The 22,955-nt window shown below is 44.7% G+C and carries 26 protein-coding genes; 3 read left to right on the top strand and 23 right to left on the bottom strand.

Annotation, left to right across the window (positions count from 1 at the left end):
- Nucleotides 1-11: 11 nt before the first annotated feature.
- The 16 genes from rplE to PWYN_RS14740 all read right to left on the bottom strand — a co-directional run bounded on the left by rplE (nucleotide 12) and on the right by PWYN_RS14740 (nucleotide 8,978).
- The gene (gene rplE, locus PWYN_RS14815; RefSeq protein WP_036652961.1) at nucleotides 12-554 is read right to left on the bottom strand and encodes a 50S ribosomal protein L5; all 543 of its coding nucleotides are present in this window, start codon (nucleotides 552-554) and stop codon (nucleotides 12-14) included.
- Nucleotides 555-584: 30 nt separating this feature from the next.
- Nucleotides 585-938: a 50S ribosomal protein L24 gene (gene rplX / locus PWYN_RS14810; RefSeq protein WP_084146720.1), complete on the bottom strand. Its 354-nt coding sequence runs from the start codon at nucleotides 936-938 to the stop codon at nucleotides 585-587.
- A 47-nt stretch (nucleotides 939-985) separates the two neighbouring features.
- Entirely contained in the window at nucleotides 986-1,354 is a 369-nt protein-coding gene (gene rplN, locus PWYN_RS14805; protein ID WP_036652959.1) for a 50S ribosomal protein L14, read from the bottom strand.
- 39 nt (nucleotides 1,355-1,393) lie between these two features.
- Nucleotides 1,394-1,660, bottom strand: coding sequence for a 30S ribosomal protein S17 (rpsQ, locus tag PWYN_RS14800; protein WP_036652956.1), 267 nt, complete (start codon nucleotides 1,658-1,660; stop codon nucleotides 1,394-1,396).
- Nucleotides 1,661-1,703: 43 nt separating this feature from the next.
- Nucleotides 1,704-1,901 (bottom strand): 50S ribosomal protein L29, encoded by a 198-nt coding sequence (gene rpmC, locus PWYN_RS14795; RefSeq protein WP_019908232.1) that lies wholly within the window; start codon nucleotides 1,899-1,901, stop codon nucleotides 1,704-1,706.
- Entirely contained in the window at nucleotides 1,891-2,325 is a 435-nt protein-coding gene (gene rplP / locus PWYN_RS14790; RefSeq protein WP_036652954.1) for a 50S ribosomal protein L16, read from the bottom strand. The genes rpmC and rplP overlap by 11 nt, the downstream gene beginning before the upstream one ends.
- A 2-nt stretch (nucleotides 2,326-2,327) precedes the next feature.
- On the bottom strand, nucleotides 2,328-2,993 hold the full coding sequence (gene rpsC, locus PWYN_RS14785) for a 30S ribosomal protein S3 (RefSeq protein WP_036652944.1): 666 nt from the start codon (nucleotides 2,991-2,993) through the stop codon (nucleotides 2,328-2,330).
- Between the two features lie 13 nt (nucleotides 2,994-3,006).
- Nucleotides 3,007-3,339 (bottom strand): 50S ribosomal protein L22, encoded by a 333-nt coding sequence (gene rplV, locus PWYN_RS14780; RefSeq protein WP_036652942.1) that lies wholly within the window; start codon nucleotides 3,337-3,339, stop codon nucleotides 3,007-3,009.
- A 33-nt stretch (nucleotides 3,340-3,372) separates the two neighbouring features.
- Complete coding sequence (gene rpsS, locus PWYN_RS14775; protein ID WP_036652940.1) at nucleotides 3,373-3,651, bottom strand: 30S ribosomal protein S19; 279 nt, start codon at nucleotides 3,649-3,651, stop codon at nucleotides 3,373-3,375.
- Nucleotides 3,652-3,726: 75 nt separating this feature from the next.
- Entirely contained in the window at nucleotides 3,727-4,557 is an 831-nt protein-coding gene (gene rplB / locus PWYN_RS14770; RefSeq protein ID WP_036652935.1) for a 50S ribosomal protein L2, read from the bottom strand.
- Between the two features lie 27 nt (nucleotides 4,558-4,584).
- Nucleotides 4,585-4,878 carry a 50S ribosomal protein L23 gene (gene rplW, locus PWYN_RS14765; protein ID WP_036652931.1) on the bottom strand — a complete coding sequence of 98 codons (294 nt, stop codon included), beginning with the start codon at nucleotides 4,876-4,878 and terminating at the stop codon, nucleotides 4,585-4,587.
- Nucleotides 4,878-5,501, bottom strand: a complete 624-nt coding sequence (gene rplD, locus PWYN_RS14760) for a 50S ribosomal protein L4 (protein ID WP_036652928.1) — start codon at nucleotides 5,499-5,501, stop codon at nucleotides 4,878-4,880. Before rplD ends, rplW begins: the two co-directional genes overlap by 1 nt.
- A 22-nt stretch (nucleotides 5,502-5,523) precedes the next feature.
- A complete protein-coding gene (gene rplC / locus PWYN_RS14755) occupies nucleotides 5,524-6,147 on the bottom strand; it encodes a 50S ribosomal protein L3 (protein WP_036652926.1) in 624 nt (207 codons plus the stop codon).
- 42 nt (nucleotides 6,148-6,189) lie between these two features.
- Nucleotides 6,190-6,498 (bottom strand): 30S ribosomal protein S10, encoded by a 309-nt coding sequence (gene rpsJ / locus PWYN_RS14750; protein ID WP_036652923.1) that lies wholly within the window; start codon nucleotides 6,496-6,498, stop codon nucleotides 6,190-6,192.
- Nucleotides 6,499-6,724: 226 nt separating this feature from the next.
- On the bottom strand, nucleotides 6,725-8,074 hold the full coding sequence (locus PWYN_RS14745) for a globin-coupled sensor protein (protein ID WP_052087959.1): 1,350 nt from the start codon (nucleotides 8,072-8,074) through the stop codon (nucleotides 6,725-6,727).
- A gap of 205 nt (nucleotides 8,075-8,279) precedes the next feature.
- Nucleotides 8,280-8,978 carry a Crp/Fnr family transcriptional regulator gene (locus tag PWYN_RS14740; RefSeq protein ID WP_036652920.1) on the bottom strand — a complete coding sequence of 233 codons (699 nt, stop codon included), beginning with the start codon at nucleotides 8,976-8,978 and terminating at the stop codon, nucleotides 8,280-8,282.
- 172 nt (nucleotides 8,979-9,150) lie between these two features.
- Between PWYN_RS14740 and PWYN_RS14735 the strand changes: the two genes are divergently transcribed.
- From PWYN_RS14735 to PWYN_RS14725, 3 genes are read left to right on the top strand one after another with little or no spacing between them, the layout of a single operon-like run.
- A complete protein-coding gene (locus PWYN_RS14735; RefSeq protein ID WP_036652918.1) occupies nucleotides 9,151-9,597 on the top strand; it encodes a V4R domain-containing protein in 447 nt (148 codons plus the stop codon).
- A gap of 22 nt (nucleotides 9,598-9,619) precedes the next feature.
- Nucleotides 9,620-9,865, top strand: coding sequence for a hypothetical protein (locus PWYN_RS14730; protein ID WP_036652916.1), 246 nt, complete (start codon nucleotides 9,620-9,622; stop codon nucleotides 9,863-9,865).
- Nucleotides 9,866-9,898: 33 nt separating this feature from the next.
- Nucleotides 9,899-10,240: a cupin domain-containing protein gene (locus PWYN_RS14725; protein WP_036652915.1), complete on the top strand. Its 342-nt coding sequence runs from the start codon at nucleotides 9,899-9,901 to the stop codon at nucleotides 10,238-10,240.
- 139 nt (nucleotides 10,241-10,379) lie between these two features.
- Here the strand turns inward: PWYN_RS14725 and tuf are convergent, their stop codons facing one another.
- From tuf to rpoB, 7 genes are all read right to left on the bottom strand, one after another.
- Nucleotides 10,380-11,570: an elongation factor Tu gene (gene tuf, locus PWYN_RS14720; protein WP_036652914.1), complete on the bottom strand. Its 1,191-nt coding sequence runs from the start codon at nucleotides 11,568-11,570 to the stop codon at nucleotides 10,380-10,382.
- Between the two features lie 108 nt (nucleotides 11,571-11,678).
- Nucleotides 11,679-13,757 carry an elongation factor G gene (fusA, locus tag PWYN_RS14715; RefSeq protein ID WP_036652911.1) on the bottom strand — a complete coding sequence of 693 codons (2,079 nt, stop codon included), beginning with the start codon at nucleotides 13,755-13,757 and terminating at the stop codon, nucleotides 11,679-11,681.
- 47 nt (nucleotides 13,758-13,804) lie between these two features.
- Complete coding sequence (gene rpsG / locus PWYN_RS14710; RefSeq protein WP_036652908.1) at nucleotides 13,805-14,275, bottom strand: 30S ribosomal protein S7; 471 nt, start codon at nucleotides 14,273-14,275, stop codon at nucleotides 13,805-13,807.
- Between the two features lie 48 nt (nucleotides 14,276-14,323).
- Complete coding sequence (gene rpsL / locus PWYN_RS14705; RefSeq protein ID WP_036652903.1) at nucleotides 14,324-14,743, bottom strand: 30S ribosomal protein S12; 420 nt, start codon at nucleotides 14,741-14,743, stop codon at nucleotides 14,324-14,326.
- A gap of 142 nt (nucleotides 14,744-14,885) precedes the next feature.
- Entirely contained in the window at nucleotides 14,886-15,137 is a 252-nt protein-coding gene (locus tag PWYN_RS14700; RefSeq protein ID WP_036652901.1) for a ribosomal L7Ae/L30e/S12e/Gadd45 family protein, read from the bottom strand.
- 176 nt (nucleotides 15,138-15,313) lie between these two features.
- The gene (gene rpoC / locus PWYN_RS14695; RefSeq protein WP_036652898.1) at nucleotides 15,314-18,925 is read right to left on the bottom strand and encodes a DNA-directed RNA polymerase subunit beta'; all 3,612 of its coding nucleotides are present in this window, start codon (nucleotides 18,923-18,925) and stop codon (nucleotides 15,314-15,316) included.
- Between the two features lie 112 nt (nucleotides 18,926-19,037).
- Nucleotides 19,038-22,580, bottom strand: a complete 3,543-nt coding sequence (gene rpoB / locus PWYN_RS14690) for a DNA-directed RNA polymerase subunit beta (RefSeq protein WP_036652896.1) — start codon at nucleotides 22,578-22,580, stop codon at nucleotides 19,038-19,040.
- Nucleotides 22,581-22,955: the final 375 nt, after the last annotated feature.

Raw genomic sequence — 22,955 nt, 5'->3', positions numbered from 1 at the left:
GGAAACCGAACTTATTTTGCGAAAGGCATTCCCAGCTGACCCAGCAGCTCACGGGATTCCTCATCCGTCTTTGCCGTCGTTACAATAACGATGTCCATACCGCGAACTTTATCAACCTTATCGTACTCGATTTCAGGGAAGATCAACTGTTCTTTCAGTCCAAGTGTGTAGTTACCACGACCGTCGAAAGCTTTAGTCGAAACACCACGGAAGTCACGTACACGTGGAAGAGTTACATTGAACAATTTGTCCAAGAAGTAATACATACGCTCGCCGCGCAGTGTTACTTTAACCCCGATTGGCATATTTTCGCGCAATTTGAAACCGGCGATAGATTTCTTTGCTTTTGTGATTACTGGTTTTTGACCAGCGATCAGTTGCATGTCATTAACTGCAGCATCAAGTACTTTCGAGTTCGATACAGCGTCACCCACACCCATGTTGATGACAATCTTCTCAATTTTCGGCACTTGCATTACAGTCGTATAGTTAAACTTCTGCATCAAAGCAGGTGTAATTTCGTTAAGAAAACGTTCTTTCATTCTTGCCGCCATGAAGATTTACCTCCTTTCCTTAAGGCTATATTAGTCGATAATCTCTCCGGATCTCTTAGCAACCCGAACCTTTTTACCGTTGTCCAATACTTTGTAACCGATACGAGTTACTTTACCGCTCTTCGGATCAATGTGCATTACGTTGGACACATGGATCGAAGCTTCTTGCTCAATAATTCCACCCTGTGGGTTCAGCTGGTTCGGCTTCTGATGTTTCTTCATCATGTTCACGCCTTCTACCAGAACGCGATTTTGGCGAGGATAAGCAGCGATGACACGGCCTTTTTTGCCTTTGTCTTTCCCGCTAATCACAAGCACCACGTCGTCTTTCTTCACATGCAGTTTATTGTTATGGGATTCCAGAACTTTTTTCACTCTAGGCATTTATTACACCTCCTATGACTAGCCTTCAGCTTGTTATCGCCGTTTATTTAGATAACTTCCGGTGCCAAGGAAACGATCTTCATATAGTCTCTATCGCGAAGTTCGCGAGCAACAGGTCCGAAGATACGTGTTCCACGTGGGCTTCTGTCGTCTTTTACAACAACAGCTGCATTTTCGTCGAATGCGATGTAAGATCCATCTTTACGGCGTACGGAACGTTTAGTACGAACAACAACCGCTCTAACAACATCGCCTTTTTTGACAACGCCGCCTGGTGTTGCTTGTTTAACGGAACAAACGATCAAATCACCGATTGCTGCTGTACGGCGTCCAGTACCACCTAGTACGCGGATACACATCAGTTCCTTCGCACCAGAGTTGTCAGCCACATGCAAACGTGTAAATGGTTGAATCATTATAATTTCCTCCTTCCGATAAAAGGGTTACTAATCATCTTAAAGGATGATCGCTTTTTCAATCACTTCAACCAGTCTCCAGCGTTTGTCTTTAGACAATGGACGAGTTTCCATGACTTTAACGACATCACCAATTTTAGCCACATTCTCTTCATCATGTGCTTTGAATTTCTTCGTAGACTTGATGCGTTTGTGGTACAGGTTATGTTTTTTATAGGTTTCAACAGCAATTACAACGGTTTTATCCATTTTGTCGCTGACTACTTTACCAACGAGCACTTTACGTGCATTCCGTTCTTCGGTCATTGTTAGCCTCCTTCCTGAATACGGATAATTAAATCCGTCTCACTTAACTAATCCCAAGTACTCTTTGATGGATAACGGTTTTAGCACGAGCTATTTCCTTACGCACATCACGAATTCGAGTAGGGTTATCCAGTTGGCCTGTTGCCAATTGAAAACGGAGATTGAATAGTTCCTCTTTGAAACCAGCGATCTTTTGTTCAATCTCTGCAGTGGTTAAGTTGCGAAGTTCATTAGCTTTCATTTGCTTCACCACCCAATTCTTCACGTTTCACAAACTTAGTCTTGATTGGTAGCTTGTGAGCGGCAAGACGCATCGCTTCGCGAGCGATCTCTTCCGACACGCCTCCGAGTTCGAACATAATCTTGCCCGGTTTAACTACGGCTACCCATTTCTCAACGTTACCTTTACCACTACCCATACGAACCTCAAGAGGCTTTTGAGTAATTGGCTTATCAGGGAAAATCTTGATCCATACTTGACCGCCACGTTTGATGTAACGAGTCATTGCTATACGGGCAGCTTCGATCTGACGGTTAGTGATCCAAGAAGGCTCTAAAGCTTGCAGGCCGAATTCGCCGAAGTTTAGTTCTGTACCGCCTTTTGCCATACCCTTCATGTGACCGCGTTGTTGCTTGCGGTGTTTAACGCGTTTTGGTACCAACATGATTAGTTGCCTCCTTCCTGAGCAGCGTGTTTCTTAGCTGGGGGAAGAACTTCTCCACGGTAGATCCATACCTTTACGCCGATAAGGCCGAAAGTTGTATGTGCTTCAGCCGTTCCGTAGTCGATATCGGCACGAAGCGTATGAAGTGGAACTGTTCCTTCGCTATAACCTTCTGAACGAGCAATCTCAGCGCCGCCAAGACGTCCGCCTACTTGAGTTTTAATTCCCTTTGCACCTGAACGCATAGTTCTTTGGATTGCTTGTTTCAAAGCACGACGGAACGATACACGACGTTCCAATTGTTGTGCGATACTTTCAGCAACAAGAATTGCATCAAGCTCAGGGTGTTTGATTTCATTGATGTTGATGTGAACTTTTTTGCCGCTAGCGATTGTAGTAACTGCGCTGCGAAGTACTTCTACTTCTGCTCCGCCTTTACCAATAACCATACCAGGTTTCGCTGTGTGAATGGTAACATTCACGCGACTTGCCGCTCTTTCAATCTCAATGTGGGAAACAGCGGAATCCTTCAACTTACCTTTAAGGTATTCCCGGATTCTGACGTCTTCCATTAAAAGAGTACCGAAATCTTTGCCTGCATACCATTTAGATTCCCAATCGCGAATAATCCCGATCCGGAGTCCGACTGGATTTACCTTTTGACCCACGTGTTATCCCTCCTTATTTCTCAGATACCACTAATGTAATGTGGCTAGTACGTTTATTAATCCGGCTTGCACGACCCATCGCGCGTGGACGGAAACGTTTCATTGTTGGACCTTGGTTAACGAAAACTTCGCTAACGAACAAGCTGTTCACGTCCAGAGAATAGTTATGCTCAGCATTCGCAATCGCTGAATTAAGCAATTTCTCAACAACCGGCGAAGCGGATTTCGGAGTGTGGCGAAGAATTGCAATTGCTTCCCCCACTTGCTTTCCGCGAATCAAGTCAATAACCAGTTTCGCTTTACGAGCGGAAATCCGCACCGATCTTGCATGTGCTTTTGCTTCCATTGTTTTCCCTCCTCTCAAACGAAGACCTTTTAATTATCTTCTTGTTTTCTTATCGTCACCCGCGTGGCCTTTGTAAGTACGCGTTGGAGCGAACTCGCCCAACTTGTGACCCACCATATCTTCCGTTACGTATACAGGCACGTGTTTGCGGCCATCATATACACCAAACGTATGTCCGATAAACTGAGGGAAAATAGTTGATCGACGTGACCAGGTTTTCACAACAACCTTTTTCTCAGCCTCGTTCAGTTCTTCAACTTTTTTCAGCAGGTAACCATCGATAAATGGTCCCTTTTTTAAACTGCGACCCATGTGTGTATCCTCCCTTCATCAACTGTTCAAGCCGCGAATCGACGCTTCGGGCTATTACTACTTGCTAGAAGCGTCTTATTTTGTGCGACGACGAACGATGTATTTATCAGAAGCTTTGTTTTTCTTACGTGTTTTGTAGCCAAGGGTTGGTTTGCCCCAAGGAGACATTGGTGATTTACGACCGATTGGAGCGCGTCCTTCACCACCACCGTGTGGGTGATCGTTCGGGTTCATAACTACGCCGCGAACTTGAGGACGATTGCCAAGCCAGCGATTACGTCCAGCTTTACCAATCTTGATCAACTCGTGATCTTCGTTACCTACGGAACCGATTGTTGCACGACATACGCTCAAGATTCTACGAACCTCACCGGAAGTCAAACGAACGGAAACGTATTTTTCTTCTTTACCAAGCAATTGAGCTTCTGTACCAGCTGCACGAACAAGTTGTCCGCCTTTTCCTGGTTTCAACTCAATATTGTGGATAACTGTACCAACTGGAATGTTAGCCAGTGGAAGACTGTTACCAATTTTGATGTCGGACGCAGGACCAGACTCAATCTTATCCCCAACTTTAAGGCCTTTAGGAGCGATAATGTAACGTTTCTCTCCATCAGCATAGTGGATCAAAGCAATATTGGATGTGCGGTTCGGGTCATACTCGATCGTAGCAACGCTACCTGGTATGCCGTCTTTAGTCCGCTTGAAATCGATGATACGGTATTTACGTTTGTGTCCGCCGCCGTGGTGACGAACCGTAATTTTACCTTGGTTGTTACGTCCCGCATGTTTGAACAGCGGTGATAGCAACGATTTCTCAGGCTGGTTGGTGGTGATTTCTTCAAACGTAGACACGGACATGTTACGTCTGGCCGGAGATGTCGGTTTGTACTTTTTGATTGGCACTGTATTCCCTCCTTACTTCACAGAGTTTTATTCTACCGCTTCAAAAAACTCAAGCGGCTTACTGTCTGGACTAAGTTTAACGATGGCTTTCTTCCACTCCGGAGTATAACCGGAATATTTACCATAACGTTTCAATTTGCCAGGTACACGCATTGTGTTCACATTGGTAACTTTAACTTTAAAGATAGCCTCAACAGCTTTTTTGATTTCGGTCTTGTTAGCACGAATATCCACTTCAAAAGCGTATTTCATTTCGCTCATGTATTCGGATGTGCGTTCCGTAATAACCGGACGCTTGATAATATCACGAGGATCTTTCATTACGCGAACACCTCCTCTACCTTCAGAACTGCTTCCTTGGTGATGATCAGTTTGTCGTACGTCAGTACGTCAAGAACATTAATGCCTTCAGCCGCTACGAATTTCACCCCAGGGATGTTACGTGCGGAAAGTGCTACGTTATCATCATAACCAATAGCTACGATCAACGCTTTACGATCAACTTTCAAGTTGCTCAAGATTGCCGCGAATTCTTTCGTCTTCGGAGCATTCATTGTCAAGCTATCCAATACGATGATCTCATTAGCAATAACTTTTGAGGACAAAGCGGATTTGATGGCCAAACGACGAACCTTCTTAGGCAATTTCCAGGAATAACTGCGTGGTGTTGGTCCGAAGACAACGCCGCCGCCTTTCCATTGTGGAGAACGAATGGAGCCTTGACGAGCACGACCTGTACCTTTTTGTTTCCAAGGCTTACGTCCGCCGCCACGTACTTCAGAACGTCCTTTTACTTTATGTGTACCGCGACGAAGGGAAGCTCTTTGCATAAGTGCAGCTTCATGCAAAACGTGTACATTCGGTTCAATACCGAATACTGTATCACTCAGTTCAACTTCGCCTACTTCGGCACCACTCATATTAAAAAGTGTTACTTTTGGCATTTCATGTTCCTCCTTTCTTTGACTATTTCTTAACGGTTTGTTTAACTTTCACAAAGCTGTTTTTAGGACCTGGAATAGCGCCTTTAACCAGCAATACATTACGTTCTACATCTACTTTGATAATTTCAAGCTTTTGAACCGTTATGGTAGTGTGACCCATATGTCCTGGAAGGCGTTTGCCCTTAGGTACACGGTTAGCTTGAATGGAGCCCATGGAACCCGGTCTTCTGTGGTAACGCGATCCGTGTGCCATTGGTCCGCGGCTTTGTCCCCAACGTTTGATAACGCCTTGGAAGCCTTTACCCTTTGATGTACCAGTTACGTCAACAAATTCGCCTTCAGTGAAGACATCAGCCTTCAGCACTTGTCCAACCTCGAATGACCCGAGGTCAATACCGCGAATTTCTCGAACGTAGCGCTTAGGTGTTGCATTTGCCTTTTTGGCGTGACCTTGTTCAGGCTTATTGGAGCGACTTTCTTTTTTATCAGAAAAGCCCAATTGCACTGCTTCATATCCGTCGATATTCAGGTCTTTCTTTTGCAGAATGACACAAGGGCCAGCTTCGATAACAGAAACCGCGATCACGTTACCTTCTGGAGTAAAGACTTGAGTCATTCCGAGTTTTTTTCCTAAGATACCTTTCAATGTTGACACCTCTTTTCTTTTCCTAGTTCTTTAATAGAAGAATTACAATTTGATTTCGATATCTACACCGGACGGTAGATCCAAGCGCATCAAGGCATCCACAGTTTGTGGTGTTGGATTCACGATATCAATCAAACGTTTGTGAGTCCGTTGTTCAAACTGTTCACGGGAATCCTTGTACTTGTGTACCGCACGTAGAATAGTAATGATTTGTTTTTCAGTCGGCAGCGGGATCGGTCCAGATACACTAGCACCCGAACGTTTTGCTGTTTCAACGATCTTCTCTGCGGATTGATCAAGAATTCTGTGGTCGTATGCTTTCAAGCGAATACGAATTTTTTGCTTTGCCATTTTAGTCCCTCCTTCTATCGCCCAATTTATTATCGGACATACTCCGCGAAAATTTTCCGACATCGACCTCATGGCAAAGGGGCCGGGTGTGTCAGTAACCTCTCGCATCATCGCAACGTCTCAGAACAACATTTATTATTATATATAATATTGGGCACTATTGCAAGAGCTAATTAAAACAACGCATATTTTTTTTCATGCGTTGTTTTTCATTGCAGATATAGTGTTATAAACTCGCTGTCGCTGACTTAAAATACTCCGCTGAAGCTGCTGTCTGCGCAGTAGAAGATCCTATTCCTTCTATAGTATGAATCAGTAGTTTGATCTCTTCCTCCACAGTAACAATCTCATGAGTACTGCTCTTCATAGAGTCCACAATATCGGAGAATAACCGGCTAGTCTCCACCGATTGAAATTTACCGCTCTTAGTAAGTTCCTGAACCGTTCGAATTTCATTTACTACCTGTGATGTCAACTTACCGGATTTATTTGTTAATTCACCAATTAGAATTACAGTGCTCTTGGTTTCTTCCGCTAATCGACTGACCTCTTGAGCTACTACCGTGAATCCCCTTCCATGCTCTCCTGCCCTGGCAGCCTCTATAGTAGCATTTAAAGAGAGGATTTTAGTCTGGTCTGCTATCTCTTGTACAGCACTTACTATCTTTTGTATTTGTTTAGAGGACCTGCTTAATTCTTCTATTGAAAGTTCCATCTCATTTGTACTCTCAAAAATACGATTAATCTGTCCGCTAAGATCAGTTAGCTGATCACGTCCATCTCTAGCCATCTCCTGTGACTCCAGAGCGGAGGAGGCGGTTCGTTGGAAAGATGTATTCACCTCATTACTGCTCGCCACCAGCTGCTCAACAGCGGCATTAGTATCGATGCTCAGATCAATGAGTTCACCGCTAAACTCAGCTATTTTCTGTTTCAGCTCATTTTTTACGATTTCGTACTGCTCTTCCTTCTCACGTATGTTTTCTTTCTCGTAGGCTTCCAAAACAAGCTGCTGTTCCAGATTAAGGAGCTTGGTTACCGTTTGTACTACTTTCAGTCGATCCATTTCAATATTCGTCTCATTATAAATAACTTGAATAAAAACATTCTGTAAATTCTGAAAAGCGGACAAATACCATTTCGGTTCAAGTCCTACCTTTTTATGAATCCTTGCTATAACCAAGCGCTTAGCTATATATGCTTGATCTACCTTGCCGTCAAAGATCTCAATAATATGATCACGCAGTGTCTTTTTAAGACGGTCTATACTACTGTGTTCAATGATTATCTCTTCCAGCTTCTCCACACCCAACACCGAGTTGTAAAATTGATTAATAATATACTCAATGTTACGTTCCACCGACGGCTTCATCTCACGCAGCAGGCCTAAATCTTCCTCAGTAAGAGCAATCATCTTCATTTGTTCATTTAACTCTTCATGACCCTCAAGAGCGTGAAAAGAAGAACCGGTAATGAAGGAGTGTGCGTTAGAATCCATATTGGGAGCGGCGGGAGAATTCATATCTTTTTTCTGTGGAACTAAAGCGTGCATAAATGCAAACGGACATTTTTCCATAGTACCACTCTCTTTTCTCCAAATATGTTATATAAGCAAGGGATATTGTCTTTTGTCGAATAATGACGGAAATTAAGATAATTATAGTTATCATCGGTATATATGAATCTAGTATGAATATCTTTGCTACAATTTTTAAATAAATTTTTAGAATAATCTCCACAGAAAAAAACCGCCTCATTCATGAGAGAATGAAACGGTTAACTTAACTGCGATTTGTACCAGCTAAATGCTGCAGATCCTCCAACTCAAGGATGTGGATAACTCTTCTGCTAACTTTAATGAGATTAAGCTCTTCGAATTGATTCAACTTACGGCTAAGCGTTTCAGCGGTTGTCCCAATCATTGCTGCTATCTCTTTTTTGGAAGCCGGCAAGTTCACCTTGCTATTTAGTGTATCCTTAGAATGAAAATACAGTAGAATCTTAGCCAAACGTTTATCGACCTCCAGCATATGAAGGGCTGCGGCCCAATCCTCAGCATGATGAAGCTGTTCACTCATGGATAATAGGAAGTTATAAGCCAGAGTTGTGTTGTTTTCTAATAATGGGATAAAGTCCTTGCGATGTATAAGGCACACCGTGCTGCTTTCAATAATCTCTGCATTCACATAGTTTTGTTTGTTTTGGAGTAACGCGAACTGTCCAAAGTAGTCCCCCGGGAAAAGAAACTTCAATATATGCTCCTTACCGTCGCGACTACTCTGTGTGAGCTTAATCAGACCCTCATTCACTACAAATAATGAGTCTGATCTCTCCCCTTCTCTAAAAACAAAAGCCCCTTTATCATAAGGTCTTGAATCTACAAGGCCTTCAATTTGATTGATTTCAACATCGGAAAGTCCATTAAACACAGGTACACGACGGACACAGGATGCTGAATCGCAACAACTGGAACAACCCATACCACCGCCCCTTTCTAACTGATACTTATACTAACCTTATCAATGAATGTCCCAGCTCCTTGTGATCACCATCACAAAGTAAATTATTATTACTTGATCTATATCAAGGTTATCGTCTCCCCTCTATGTCACAATACGTATATAGAAGATGTAGTAAGAGAGGGATGAACATATGCTATCTTATTCTTTTGAAGATATGAAAAAAATGAATAGGAAGATCCTTGGCGATACCGTTCCGCTAGAGTTATTCCGCACGATCAGGCTAATCGGTATGAGTCAGGGTTTACCATTAGGTGGTAAAGGAACGACCGTAACCATTGGCCGAAAGATTGGCGAGAACTTGCCCGTTGAGTCAATCGATGATTTATTGCAATTATTTGAGCGGTTGAAAATTGGCATTCCACGTATCGTTTATCAAGATGAGCGTAGAATAAATATTGCTGTAGAGGATTGCTTTTGTATAGGACTTCCCCTTCTAGAGGAAAAAATGATTTGTGATTTAGAAGGCGCTATGCTGGAAGGTGCATTATGCAAGATTCTGAATAAGAAGGTTTCTGTAAAGGAAATAAAGTGTAATGTAACGGGGCATGAGCATTGTGAGTATGAAGTCAGACTCTAAGTCTTTTCACAGGAGGTATGAAGTGTTAGACGTAAATTATAAAGGTGACGTTGCCATTCTGGATTTGCGTGAAAGCGTCTTGAGGGGAGAACACCCTAAGCAGGAGCTCATGCAGTTTGTAAGTGAAGCGAAGCAAGGCACTGTAATCGAAATTCATTTACCTCATCGGGCAGAACCGCTTGTTGCAGCGCTTGAATCTCTTGGAATCTCATCCATAATCAATCAGCTGGAGGACAATCATTTCCGTTTAATGTGTGTAAAGATGTAATTAGAACACCCAAAATCGAGGAGGAATTTTATCATGGAAAAGAAACAACTAGTAGTAGCTGTACAATATCAAGAGGAACGCTTTACGAAAAAAATATTGTTTCAAAAAGGTGAGAGTGTTGTATTTATCTTGAACTTTATGCCCGGTCAAACCTTACCTACTCATAAACACCCTGGAACTGATGTATATATTTTGGGACTTGAAGGGAACGGAACGATGACTGTTGATGGAGAAGACACTCCCCTGATGAAAGGAGAAACGATCCACATTGGTGGTGAAGAAGCCTTTGCCTATAGTAACAGCGGTGATGCTCCTGCTAGTCTGCATGTTGTTCTATGCAAAATACCAAGTCCTATATACGCTCAAGAAGTGTAGTCAATCATTAAAAAGTCTGAGCTGGTATTATACCAGTCTCAGACTTTTTGCGTTATCAATATAAAAAAACAGAGAATCTTCGTGAGAAGACCCTCTGTTCTAAAAGTTTCAGTATCTATCCATTAAGGATAGACTGAAATTATTTTTGGATAGATGCTACAGTACCGGCTCCAACTGTACGGCCGCCTTCACGAATGGAGAAACGAGTTCCTTCTTCAATAGCGATAGGGGAGATCAGGGAAACAGTTACAGTGATGTTGTCACCAGGCATAACCATTTCAGTACCTTCTGGCAAGTTGATGATGCCAGTTACGTCAGTTGTACGGAAGTAGAACTGTGGACGGTAACCAGTAAAGAATGGTTTGTGACGTCCGCCCTCTTCTTTAGTCAGAACGTAGATTTGTGCAGTGAATTCAGTGTGTGGCTTAACGGAGTTCGGTTTAGCCAATACTTGTCCACGCTCGATCATAGTACGGTCAACACCACGCAGCAATGCGCCGATGTTGTCGCCAGCTTGAGCGGAATCAAGCAATTTACGGAACATTTCAACGCCCGTAACTACTGATTTCTTAGTTTCTTCGTGAATACCAACGATTTCGATTTCTTCTCCGACTTTAACTGTTCCGCGTTCTACGCGACCAGTTGCCACAGTACCGCGGCCAGTGATGGAGAATACATCTTCGACAGGCATCAAGAAAGGTTTAGCAGTATCGCGTTCTGGAAGCGGAATATAAGTATCGATTGTTTCGAACATATCGATAATATTTTGTGCATATTCGCCTTCAGGATTTGCAAGAGCTTCACGAGCAGATCCACGGATGATTGGAGTATCGTCACCTGGGAAGTCATATTCGTTCAACAAATCGCGTACTTCCATTTCAACCAATTCCAAAAGCTCTTCGTCTTCAACCATGTCGCATTTGTTCAAGAAGACAACGATGTAAGGAACACCTACTTGGCGGGACAACAGGATGTGCTCGCGAGTTTGCGGCATAGGGCCGTCAGCTGCGGATACAACCAGGATCGCTCCGTCCATTTGCGCTGCGCCAGTGATCATGTTTTTAACATAGTCGGCGTGACCAGGGCAGTCTACGTGTGCGTAGTGACGGTTAGGAGTTTCATATTCAACGTGAGCTGTAGAAATAGTGATACCGCGCTCGCGCTCTTCAGGAGCTTTGTCGATTTGGTCGAATGCTACAGCAGCACCACCGTATTTTTTGGACAATACAGTTGTGATTGCAGCAGTCAGAGTCGTTTTACCATGGTCGACGTGACCAATAGTACCGATGTTAACGTGCGGTTTGTTACGTTCAAACTTTGCCTTTGCCATTTGAACAGTTCCTCCTTAATGTGGGGTTCCTTATATTGGAGCCGTCCGTTGTATGCTTAATCTAGGGTGACTTAGTGGTTATACCCGGACGGCAAATCAAAACAAATATTATTCTCCGCCTTTGTTCTTAGCAACGATCTCATCCGAAATGGATTTAGGAACTTCTTCATAGTGAGAGAGTTCCATCGAGAATACGCCGCGTCCTTGTGTACCAGAACGGAGGGTTGTGGAGTATCCGAACATTTCGGAAAGAGGCACCTTAGACCGGATAATTTGCGCTCCACCACGGGAATCCATACCTTCGATTCTTCCGCGACGGGAACTCAGCATACCCATTACATCGCCCATATATTCCTCAGGAACAGTTACTTCCACTTTCATGATTGGCTCAAGCAGTACAGGCTTACACTTTTCTTTAGCCGCTTTGAGTGCCATTGATCCGGCAATTTTAAATGCCATTTCGTTGGAGTCAACATCATGATATGAACCATCTACGACAGTGGCTTTAACATCAACAAGCGGGAAGCCTGCGATGACACCATTTTTCATAGCTTCTTCAATACCAGCAAGTGCAGGAGCGATGTACTCTCTAGGAACCGATCCACCGACAACTTTACTTTCGAATGTATTGCCAATACCTGCCTCGAGAGGTTCAAACTCAACCCATACGTGACCATACTGACCGCGACCGCCGGATTGGCGAACGAATTTACCTTCGACGCGAGCTGGTGCCTTGAAAGTCTCACGATATGCTACCTGTGGTTTACCAACGTTAGTCTCAACGTTGAATTCACGGCGCATACGATCGATAATAATTTCAAGGTGAAGTTCACCCATACCTGCCAGGATGGTTTGGCCAGTTTCCTCATCAGTATGTGCACGAAGAGTTGGATCCTCTTCAGTCAACTTACCGAGAGCAACGCCCAATTTATCTTGGTCGGCTTTGGTTTTTGGTTCAACAGCGATTTCGATAACCGGATCAGGGAAGTTCATTGACTCCAGAATTACTGGATGCTTCTCATCACACAGTGTATCACCAGTACTAGTATCTTTCAAACCTACAGCTGCAGCGATGTCACCAGAGTATACAACGGAAATCTCTTGGCGGCTGTTAGCATGCATTTGCAGGATACGTCCAATACGTTCCCGTTTGTTCTTAGTAGCATTCAATACGTAAGATCCGGATTCCAGGACACCTGAATATACACGGAAGAACGTAAGTTTGCCGACATAAGGATCTGTCATGATTTTAAATGCCAAAGATGAGAACGGCGCTTCATCCGAAGATTGACGAATCGTTTCAGTTCCATCATCAAGGTGACCCGTGATAGATGGTACATCGGTAGGAGCTGGCAAGTAATCAATAACAGCGTCCAGCATAAGCTGAACCCCTTTGTTGCGGTATGAGGATCCAACAATTACAGGGAAAATCTTAACTTCTACTACGCCTTTGCGCAGAGCTGCTTTGATTTCTGGAACTGTAATTTCTTCACCTTCCAGATATTTCATCGTTAGATCTTCATCAAGTTCTGCTACCTTCTCGATTAACTCAAGACGCAATTCAGCAACTTGCTCCAGATATTCAGCTGGAATATCTGTTTCTTCAACGTCGCGGCCCATATCATCTTTGAAGATATGTGCTCTTTGTTCAACCAAATCGATGATTCCAATGAAATCATTCTCAGCACCGATTGGAAGTTGAATAGCTACTGCATTCGCCATAAGACGTTCGCGCATAGCTTGAACAACGTTAAGGAAGTCCGCACCAATGATGTCCATCTTGTTTACATATGCGATACGAGGAACGCCATAACGGTCAGCCTGTCTCCATACGGTTTCAGACTGAGGTTCAACGCCTTCCTTCGCACTGAATACGCCTACTGCTCCATCCAATACACGAAGGGAACGTTCAACTTCAACAGTGAAGTCAACGTGTCCCGGGGTATCAATGATATTAATGCGGTAGCCCTTCCAAGCAGCGGTAGTAGCAGCGGAAGTAATGGTAATTCCGCGCTCCTGTTCTTGTTCCATCCAGTCCATTGTAGCAGCACCTTCGTGAACTTCACCGATTTTGTGCGTACGGCCTGTGTAGAAAAGAATCCGCTCTGTGGTAGTTGTTTTACCAGCATCAATATGAGCCATGATCCCGATGTTACGTGTATTTTTTAAGGAGAACTCTCTTGCCATGAAATGGATCTCCTTTCAAAATAGAAGTTATTTGAATGACTATAATCCTACCAACGGTAGTGAGCGAACGCTTTGTTTGCTTCAGCCATTTTGTGTGTGTCTTCACGTTTCTTAACGGAAGCCCCTGTGTTGTTGGAAGCGTCGATGATCTCAGCCGCCAAACGCTCTTCCATAGTCTTCTCACCGCGGTTGCGTGAGTAGTTTACAAGCCAACGTAATCCCAAAGCAGTACGTCTTTCAGGTTTAACCTCAATCGGCACCTGGTAGTTAGCACCACCGACACGGCGAGCTTTTACTTCCAAAACCGGCATGATATTCTTGATGGCAGCTTCGAAAACTTCCATCGGATCTTTACCCGTACGTTCTTGAATTAACTTGAACGAATTGTACAGAATGCTTTGAGCGACACCTCTTTTACCACCCAGCATAATGCGGTTGATCAAACGAGTAACCAACTTGCTATTATACAACGGATCTGGCAATACGTCTCTCTTAGTAACTGGACCTTTGCGTGGCATGGATATCCCCCTTTCTTAAATGGTTATTATTCTTATTTGTCTTTTGTCTTACTTTTTAGCTTTTGGACGCTTCGCGCCATATTTAGAGCGAGCTTGCATACGGTTAGCTACACCTGCTGTATCCAAAGCGCCACGAACGATATGATAACGAACCCCTGCAAGGTCCTTTACTTTACCTCCGCGAAGTAATACAACACTGTGCTCTTGTAGATTATGTCCGATACCCGGGATATAAGCTGTTACCTCGAGACGGTTCGTCAAACGAACACGGGCATACTTACGAAGTGCTGAGTTAGGTTTACGTGGAGTCATAGTACCTACACGAGTGCACACACCGCGTTTTTGCGGGGCGCTCAAATTTGTACTCTCACGCTTAAGGGCGTTATAACCTTTTTGAAGAGCGGGAGATTTAGATTTCTCGATTTTGGCTTGACGGCCTTTACGAACCAATTGATTAATAGTTGGCATGTTGTTGCCACCCCCTTCCTGAAATGATTATCTAGTTATAAACCTCATTATTAAGTCCACAGACCCAGGTGGTTCATAAAAAGACAAATGAAAAGTCCTTGCATCCGAAGTATGTACCCCCGGTACAAAAACGTTTCTAGAGCTATTGTTTTAAGACGGCTGCCATAGCAGCGCCCACTTCAATTCCGCAGGCTTTGCCTAAATTCAGCATCGTATCCACATAAGTGACTTTGACGCCTTGTTTACTACAAAGCATAACAATCTTGGAAGTAAGCCGTTGATCTCCGTCCTCTGCCACATAGACTTCTGCGGCTAGGCCCATCTCAACCGCCTTGACGGTTTGCTTGGTCCCGATCTTGACTTGAGCATCCTGTAGTCCTCTATCATCAGTCATTATCAATTCCTCCAATGAAAAAGGATAACATGGCTACTCACGCACCTTAAACATTTTAGCATCAACACTCGATGATGTCAAGAATTTAAGGATAAAATTTATTATATTCATAACAGGCAACCACGCTATGCCCCTAAAAGGGACATGGCGTGAGATGCTCTGATGTGATTATTACATTATTCAGCCGGAACAGTCTCTAATGACTCTTTCGAGCTTTCTTCGTTGGCATTGCTTAGTTTTACATTACGGTATCGATTCATACCTGTACCGGCAGGAATCAACTTACCGATAATAACATTTTCTTTCAGTCCAAGCAACTTATCCACTTTTCCTTTGATCGCTGCATCTGTCAAGACACGTGTAGTCTCTTGGAAAGATGCGGCAGACAGGAAGGAATCTGTCTCAAGCGATGCTTTGGTAATACCGAGCAATACAGGTTTTGCAACTGCTGGCTCTTTACCGGATAGAATTGCTTCTTTGTTGGCAGCTTCATATTCATGAATATCTGCAAAAGCACCTGGCAGCAATGTGGTATCACCGGCATCAATAATGCGGATCTTACGCAGCATTTGCTTGATCATTACTTCAACGTGCTTATCATTGATTTCAACGCCTTGGTTACGATATACACGCTGCACTTCTTGCAGAATGTAGTTCTGTACCCCGCGGATACCTTTAATACGCAGCATTTCCTTAGGATCGATAGAACCGTCTGTCAGTTCATCACCAGCTTCAATTTCCTGTCCAACGGTAACACGCAGGCGTGAGCCGTAAGTGATAGAGTAAGTCTTGGATTCTGCTTCACCTTGAACCTCAATTTCGCGACGGTCCTTCGTTTCACGGATTTCCTTGATTACGCCGTCAACCTCACTGATTGTCGCCTGACCTTTTGGATTCCGGGCTTCAAACAACTCTTGAATACGCGGCAAACCTTGGGTAATGTCGTCTCCGGCAACACCACCGGTATGGAACGTACGCATGGTAAGCTGGGTTCCTGGTTCTCCGATAGATTGTGCTGCGATAATACCAACCGCTTCACCAATCTCAACGTGTTTACCAGTAGCCAAGTTCCGACCATAGCACTTCTTACATACGCCATGACGGGCACGACAGCTCAATACTGAACGGATTTGCAATTTGGTGATGCCTGCATTGATAATTTCCTCCGATTTATCGGAGTCAATAAGATCGTTGCGATGTACGATGATCTCACCTGTTTCTGGGTGGCGGATCGTTTCGAAGCAATAACGGCCTTCGATACGGTCATATAGATCCTCGATAATCTCTTTACCATCTTGAATACGTGCAACCATAAAGCCTTTATCTGTTCCGCAATCTTCCTCACGAACGATAACGTCTTGCGCTACGTCTACGAGACGACGTGTCAAGTAACCGGAGTCAGCGGTACGAAGTGCTGTATCGGCTAGACCTTTACGCGCTCCGTGAGTGGAGATAAAGTATTCCAAGACCGTAAGACCTTCACGGAAGTTCGCCTTAATTGGAAGTTCAAAAATCCGACCTGATGGTGTTGCCATCAGTCCCCGCATACCGCCCAGCTGAGTGATCTGCGATTTGTTACCCCGTGCCTTGGAATCAACCATGAGCATGATGGAATTGAAACGATCCATCGATTTCAAAAGTACGGTAGTAAGATCATCCTTAGTTTTGGACCAAATCTCAATGACACGGTCATACCGCTCTTCATTGGTAATCAGACCGCGGCGATATTGGTTAGCAACCACATCGACCTTATCTTCGGATTCTTTCAGGATTTGAGCTTTCTCCTCCGGCACGATAACGTCCGATACGGCAACCGTAACACCGGAACGTGTGGAGTAGGTGAAGCCGAGCTGTTTGATCTTATCCAAAATCACAGATGTTTTGGTCGTGTGATAGGTTTCGAAGCAGCGGGCAATAATCAGACCCAAGTATTCTTTACCTACAGCACTGGCTTCCGGAGCATCCATAATCAACTGACGGATATCCGCGCCTTTTTCATAGATAAAGTATTTCTCAGGTGTGCCGTGCAGCAAGTTCGTTTTGGTAGCTTCATTGATGTACGGGAAGCTGCTCGGATAGATCTCATTGAAGATAATCTTACCGACAGTCGTAATCATCATTGCGCCTTGTTGCTGTTCCGTAAAGCAAGTTTTACCTAATGCCTTAACAGGAATAGCTACACGGGCGTGAAGACCTGCTGTACCCCGTTGGTAAGCTGAAACAGCCTCATTCACGGTACGCAGAATCATTCCTGTGCCTTTTTCCTCTTTGTTGTCCATGGTTAAGTAGAACGTACCAAGGACCATATCCTGCGAAGGAGTAACAACCGGCTTACCATCTTTAGGGTTCAAGATGTTACCGGATGCCAGCATCAAGATACGAGCTTCCGCTTGCGCTTCTGCAGACAGAGGTACGTGCACCGCCATTTGGTCACCGTCAAAGTCGGCATTGTAAGCCGTACATACGAGAGGGTGAAGACGAATAGCATGACCTTCTACTAGAATCGGTTCAAAGGCTTGAATACCGAGACGGTGAAGTGTTGGTGCGCGGTTAAGCAGTACTGGATGCTCTCTAATAACTTCTTCAAGTACATCCCATACTTCAGGGCTTACACGCTCAACTTTGCGTTTAGCGCTCTTTATGTTATGAGCCAGTCCTTTGTTAACCAACTCTTTCATGACAAACGGCTTGAACAATTCTAGAGCCATTTTTTTAGGCAGACCGCATTGGTACATTTTCAGGTAAGGTCCAACTACGATAACAGAACGACCGGAGTAATCCACCCGTTTACCTAGCAAGTTCTGACGGAAACGTCCTTGTTTACCCTTCAGCATATGGCTGAGGGATTTAAGAGGACGGTTACCAGGACCCGTTACCGGGCGGCCGCGACGACCGTTGTCGATCAATGCATCGACAGCTTCCTGCAACATCCGTTTTTCATTTTGCACGATAATATCAGGAGCACCGAGGTCAAGCAGTCTTTTCAGACGGTTGTTCCGGTTAATTACACGGCGGTACAAGTCATTCAAGTCAGACGTAGCAAAACGGCCACCATCCAATTGGACCATCGGACGAAGCTCCGGAGGAATAACCGGAAGAACATCCATGATCATCCAATCCGGTTTGTTGCCGGAATTGCGGAATGCTTCAATAACTTCCAGACGTTTAATCGCCCGGTTACGACGTTGGCCTTGAGCCGTACGCAGCTCTTCTTTGAGGAATTCCAACTCTTTGTCGATATCGATATCTTGAAGCAGTTTTTTGACGGCTTCTGCACCCATACCCGCGTGAAATCCGTATCCGTATTTCTCACGGTAGCTGCGATATTCCTTCTCGGACAACAGTTGTTTCTTCTCAAGAGGAGTTTCACCTGGATCAGTTACAACATAAGATGCGAAGTAAATGATCTCTTCCAGAGATCTTGGAGACATATCAAGTGCCAGACCCATACGGCTCGGAATACCTTTGAAGTACCAGATATGCGATACAGGAGCTGCCAGTTCAATATGACCCATACGCTCACGGCGTACCTTAGCGCGTGTTACTTCAACGCCACAGCGATCACATACAACGCCCTTATAACGGACGCGTTTGTATTTACCGCAATGACATTCCCAGTCTTTTTGCGGTCCGAAGATGCGTTCGCAGAAAAGACCTTCTTTTTCCGGTTTCAACGTACGATAGTTAATGGTTTCCGGTTTCTTAACTTCTCCGCGGGACCAAGAACGAATTTTCTCCGGAGATGCAAGTCCGATTTTCATAAATTCAAAATTGTTAACGTCCAACAAGGAGCAACCCTCCTTAACCTAATCCTGATTTAGTACCGCTTAACCCTCCCTTGATCCGAAGATCAAAAGAGGGCGCACGGTTCTTTTTAAATGCAATTTATATATCGTGTATTTATTCTGCTCCGACTTCTGCGCCTTCTAAATTGAGGCTCAGCTTGTCGCCTGACGTCTCGTCCTCATCGTCCAGTTCTCTCATCTCAATCTCCTGCTCGTCACCGCTGAGGATTTTGACATCCATACCCAGTGACTGCAGTTCCTTGATTAATACTTTGAACGATTCTGGAACACCCGGTTCCGGTACATTCTCACCCTTGACGATAGATTCGTATGTCTTCACACGACCAACCACATCATCAGATTTAACGGTAAGAATTTCTTGCAGCGTATAGGCAGCACCGTATGCTTCAAGTGCCCACACTTCCATTTCCCCGAAACGCTGACCACCGAATTGAGCTTTACCACCCAGCGGCTGCTGCGTAACGAGAGAGTAAGGTCCTGTTGAACGGGCATGAATCTTATCATCAACCATGTGCGCCAGCTTGATCATATGCATAACGCCAACTGTAACTTCACGTTCAAAACGCTCACCAGTCCGGCCATCATACAATACGGTCTTACCATTACGCTGCATGCCTGCTTCTTCCATAGTGTCAAACACGTCATACTCACGAGCTCCATCAAATACCGGTGTTGCTACATGAATACCAAGACGCAATGCTGCCATCCCGATATGGACTTCCAACACCTGACCGATGTTCATCCGTGAAGGTACGCCCAACGGATTGAGGACAACCTGTACAGGTGTGCCATCCGGTAGGAACGGCATATCTTCTTCTGGAAGTATACGTGCCACGACACCTTTATTACCATGACGTCCGGCCATTTTGTCACCTTCAGAAATCTTACGTTTCTGTGCGATGTAGACACGAACCAATTGGTTAACGCCCGGAGGCAGTTCATCACCATTCTCACGTGTAAATACTTTAACGTCGACGATAATACCATCACTACCATGAGGAACGCGTAGGGATGTATCACGAACTTCACGCGCCTTCTCACCGAAGATCGCATGCAGCAAGCGTTCTTCTGCTGTAAGCTCAGTTACGCCCTTCGGAGTAACCTTACCCACGAGAATGTCGCCGGCACTAATCTCCGCACCGATACGAATGATACCGCGTTCGTCTAGGTTGCGCAGTGCTTCTTCGCCTACGTTTGGAATATCACGCGTAATCTCTTCAGGTCCCAGCTTAGTGTCACGAGCCTCAGATTCGTATTCCTCGATATGAATCGAAGTGTATACATCTTCTTTGACCAGTTTCTCACTCAGCAGGATCGCATCCTCGTAGTTGTAACCTTCCCAAGTCATGAACGCAACGACAACGTTGCGGCCAAGAGCTAACTCGCCCATTTCCGTGGAAGGACCATCTGCCAGGATATCACCTTTCTTAACAATGTCCCCTCTTTTTGCAAGAGGACGCTGGTTAATACAGGTACCTTGGTTAGAACGCATAAATTTGTGTAATTTATATTTAACGATATCGCCTTTGACTTCTTTACCTTCAACAGCCTCTACGCGGCGTAACCAAATTTCATTAGCCGATGAGCGTTCGATAATACCGTCATATTTGGAAACAATACATACACCAGAGTCTTTAGCAGACTTATGCTCCATCCCTGTGCCGACAAGCGGCGCTTTTGGAATAAGCAAAGGAACTGCCTGACGTTGCATGTTAGATCCCATCAGTGCGCGGTTAGAGTCATCGTTCTCAAGGAACGGAATCAGCGCTGTCGCAACGGATACAACCTGTTTCGGAGATACGTCCATGTAGTCGACACGATTACTTGGCATCGTTGTAATGTTATCTGAGTCTTTGTTGTAACGAACGATAACCATGTCTTCTTTAAATGCACCATTTTCCTCAATTTGAACATTTGCCTGAGCAATTACGTAGTTATCTTCTTCATCCGCAGTCAAGTAGTCGATTTGCTCGGTTACTCTGCCTGTCTTCGGATCTACCCAACGGTACGGCGCTTCAATAAATCCGTATTCGTTAATGCGGGCAAAAGTAGACAATGAGTTGATCAGACCGATATTCGGTCCTTCCGGTGTTTCGATAGGACACATACGACCGTAGTGACTGTGATGGACGTCGCGAACTTCAAAGCCCGCGCGTTCCCGAGTCAAACCGCCGGGTCCGAGTGCTGATAGACGACGTTTATGCGTCAGTTCAGCAAGTGGATTCGTCTGGTCCATAAACTGAGACAGCTGGGAACTACCGAAGAACTCTTTAATCGACGCAATAACCGGACGAATGTTGATCAGGGCCTGCGGTGTTATCGCATTGGCATCCTGAATGGACATTCTCTCACGCACTACGCGCTCCATACGGGACAAGCCAATACGGAACTGATTCTGCAAGAGCTCGCCTACGGAACGGAGACGACGGTTACCCAAGTGGTCAATATCATCGGTATTACCAACGCCATGCAGCAAATTAATAAAGTAGCTGATTGAGGAGATAATATCAGCCTGAGTAATGTGCTTGATTGACTTATCGATATTACCGTTAGCAATCAGCTTAAGAACACGGCCTTCTTCGATTGGCGAATGAACGTCAATAGTTTGAAGAGAAATGTCTTCGCTGTCAAGAACTCCGCTTACGCGATAGTTTTTGAAGCCAACTTGCTTGTCAAAATAAGGCAACAGCTCATCAAGCAAGCGACGGTCAACCATTTGTCCAGCTTCTGCAAGAATTTCTCCTGTAGAATCATCAACCAAAGGTTGAGCCAGACGCTGATTAAACAGACGATTCTTGATGTGAAGCTTTTTGTTGATTTTGTATCGACCAACATTGGCCAGATCATAACGCTTTGGATCAAAGAAACGCGCGACTAGCAAGCTCTTGGCATTATCTAATGTCGGAGGCTCGCCTGGACGCAGACGCTCATAGATTTCGATAAGCGCCTTCTCCGTGGAGTCGGTGTTGTCCTTATCCAGCGTATTTCGAATATATTCATCATTACCAAGCAGTTCCAAAATTTCAGCATCACTGCCGAAACCAAGAGCACGAAGCAAAACAGTAACCGGGATTTTACGAGTCCGGTCAATACGAACATACATGATGTCCTTAGCGTCGGTCTCAAGCTCCAGCCAAGCTCCGCGATTCGGGATTACTGTGGCGGTATAGGTTTTTTTGCCATTCTTATCCACTTTCGTGCTGAAATAGACGCTTGGAGAGCGAACCAACTGGCTGACAATAACCCGTTCCGCACCATTGATAATAAAAGTGCCGGTCTCCGTCATCAGCGGGAAATCTCCCATGAACACTTCCTGCTCTTTGACCTCTCCGGTCTCCTTATTGATGAGCCGCACTTTAACCCGTAGAGGCGCCGCATACGTAACGTCCCGCTCTTTCGCGTCGTCAACCGTATATTTCGGTTCACCAAGGCTGTAATCAATGAACTCTAGTACCAAATTACCTGTGAAATCCTGGATCGGCGAGATGTCCTGAAACATTTCCCGCAATCCTTCCTCCAAAAACCAATCATAAGATTTTTGTTGGATCTCGATCAGGTTCGGGACCTCGAGTACCTCGTTAATTCTCGCATAGCTCCGCCGAGTGCGTCGACCATACTGAACAAGATGTCCTGCCAACTTTACTCACCCCTCATGTCTACTCACTTAAAAATTGATTGCGAACCCCTGTTTGGACCATTATAATGGAACCAAGGCAGTAGATTCATCCATAAATAAAGAAAAGCCCTTATCGAAATCTTCGAATAAAGAGCGCACTTATCCATGGTCAAAATACCCCATATCCAGTAGATTTGCCCAAAACGTACATATTATACGTCACCAAGCAACAGTTTATGCGCTGCCGCTCCCAAATTGTCAGGGCATAATGCACCTTAACAGTTAACCTAGAGAACAAAATCCGCAAAAACTTGCCGTACGGCATGCGCTTACCGGGCGACAATATACCACTTGACATTTCAGAAAACTAAAGAAATGGAGCCTATCTTAATACTG

The organism is Paenibacillus wynnii, assembly GCF_000757885.1.
Classification (GTDB): Bacteria; Bacillota; Bacilli; order Paenibacillales; family Paenibacillaceae; genus Paenibacillus_AQ; species Paenibacillus_AQ wynnii.
This window is presented reverse-complemented; position numbering and strand designations above follow the sequence as displayed.

Excerpts from the sequence above, each read along its gene's own strand:
- fusA (WP_036652911.1), bottom strand. The coding sequence starts at position 13,757 with ATGGCAAGAGAGTTCTCCTTAAAAAATACACGTAACATCGGGATCATG.
- rpsL (WP_036652903.1), bottom strand. The coding sequence starts at position 14,743 with ATGCCAACTATTAATCAATTGGTTCGTAAAGGCCGTCAAGCCAAAATC.
- rplW (WP_036652931.1), bottom strand. The coding sequence starts at position 4,878 with ATGAAAGATCCTCGTGATATTATCAAGCGTCCGGTTATTACGGAACGC.
- rplD (WP_036652928.1), bottom strand. The coding sequence starts at position 5,501 with ATGCCAAAAGTAACACTTTTTAATATGAGTGGTGCCGAAGTAGGCGAA.
- PWYN_RS14725 (WP_036652915.1), top strand. The coding sequence starts at position 9,899 with ATGGAAAAGAAACAACTAGTAGTAGCTGTACAATATCAAGAGGAACGC.
- rplN (WP_036652959.1), bottom strand. The coding sequence starts at position 1,354 with ATGATTCAACCATTTACACGTTTGCATGTGGCTGACAACTCTGGTGCG.
- tuf (WP_036652914.1), bottom strand. The coding sequence starts at position 11,570 with ATGGCAAAGGCAAAGTTTGAACGTAACAAACCGCACGTTAACATCGGT.
- PWYN_RS14740 (WP_036652920.1), bottom strand. The coding sequence starts at position 8,978 with ATGGGTTGTTCCAGTTGTTGCGATTCAGCATCCTGTGTCCGTCGTGTA.
- PWYN_RS14745 (WP_052087959.1), bottom strand. The coding sequence starts at position 8,074 with ATGGAAAAATGTCCGTTTGCATTTATGCACGCTTTAGTTCCACAGAAA.
- rpsJ (WP_036652923.1), bottom strand. The coding sequence starts at position 6,498 with ATGGCAAAGCAAAAAATTCGTATTCGCTTGAAAGCATACGACCACAGA.
- rpsS (WP_036652940.1), bottom strand. The coding sequence starts at position 3,651 with ATGGGTCGCAGTTTAAAAAAGGGACCATTTATCGATGGTTACCTGCTG.
- PWYN_RS14735 (WP_036652918.1), top strand. The coding sequence starts at position 9,151 with ATGCTATCTTATTCTTTTGAAGATATGAAAAAAATGAATAGGAAGATC.
- rpmC (WP_019908232.1), bottom strand. The coding sequence starts at position 1,901 with ATGAAAGCTAATGAACTTCGCAACTTAACCACTGCAGAGATTGAACAA.
- rpsQ (WP_036652956.1), bottom strand. The coding sequence starts at position 1,660 with ATGACCGAAGAACGGAATGCACGTAAAGTGCTCGTTGGTAAAGTAGTC.
- rplE (WP_036652961.1), bottom strand. The coding sequence starts at position 554 with ATGGCGGCAAGAATGAAAGAACGTTTTCTTAACGAAATTACACCTGCT.
- PWYN_RS14700 (WP_036652901.1), bottom strand. The coding sequence starts at position 15,137 with ATGACTGATGATAGAGGACTACAGGATGCTCAAGTCAAGATCGGGACC.
- rplX (WP_084146720.1), bottom strand. The coding sequence starts at position 938 with ATGCCTAGAGTGAAAAAAGTTCTGGAATCCCATAACAATAAACTGCAT.
- rpsG (WP_036652908.1), bottom strand. The coding sequence starts at position 14,275 with ATGCCACGCAAAGGTCCAGTTACTAAGAGAGACGTATTGCCAGATCCG.
- rplV (WP_036652942.1), bottom strand. The coding sequence starts at position 3,339 with ATGGAAGCAAAAGCACATGCAAGATCGGTGCGGATTTCCGCTCGTAAA.
- rplP (WP_036652954.1), bottom strand. The coding sequence starts at position 2,325 with ATGTTGGTACCAAAACGCGTTAAACACCGCAAGCAACAACGCGGTCAC.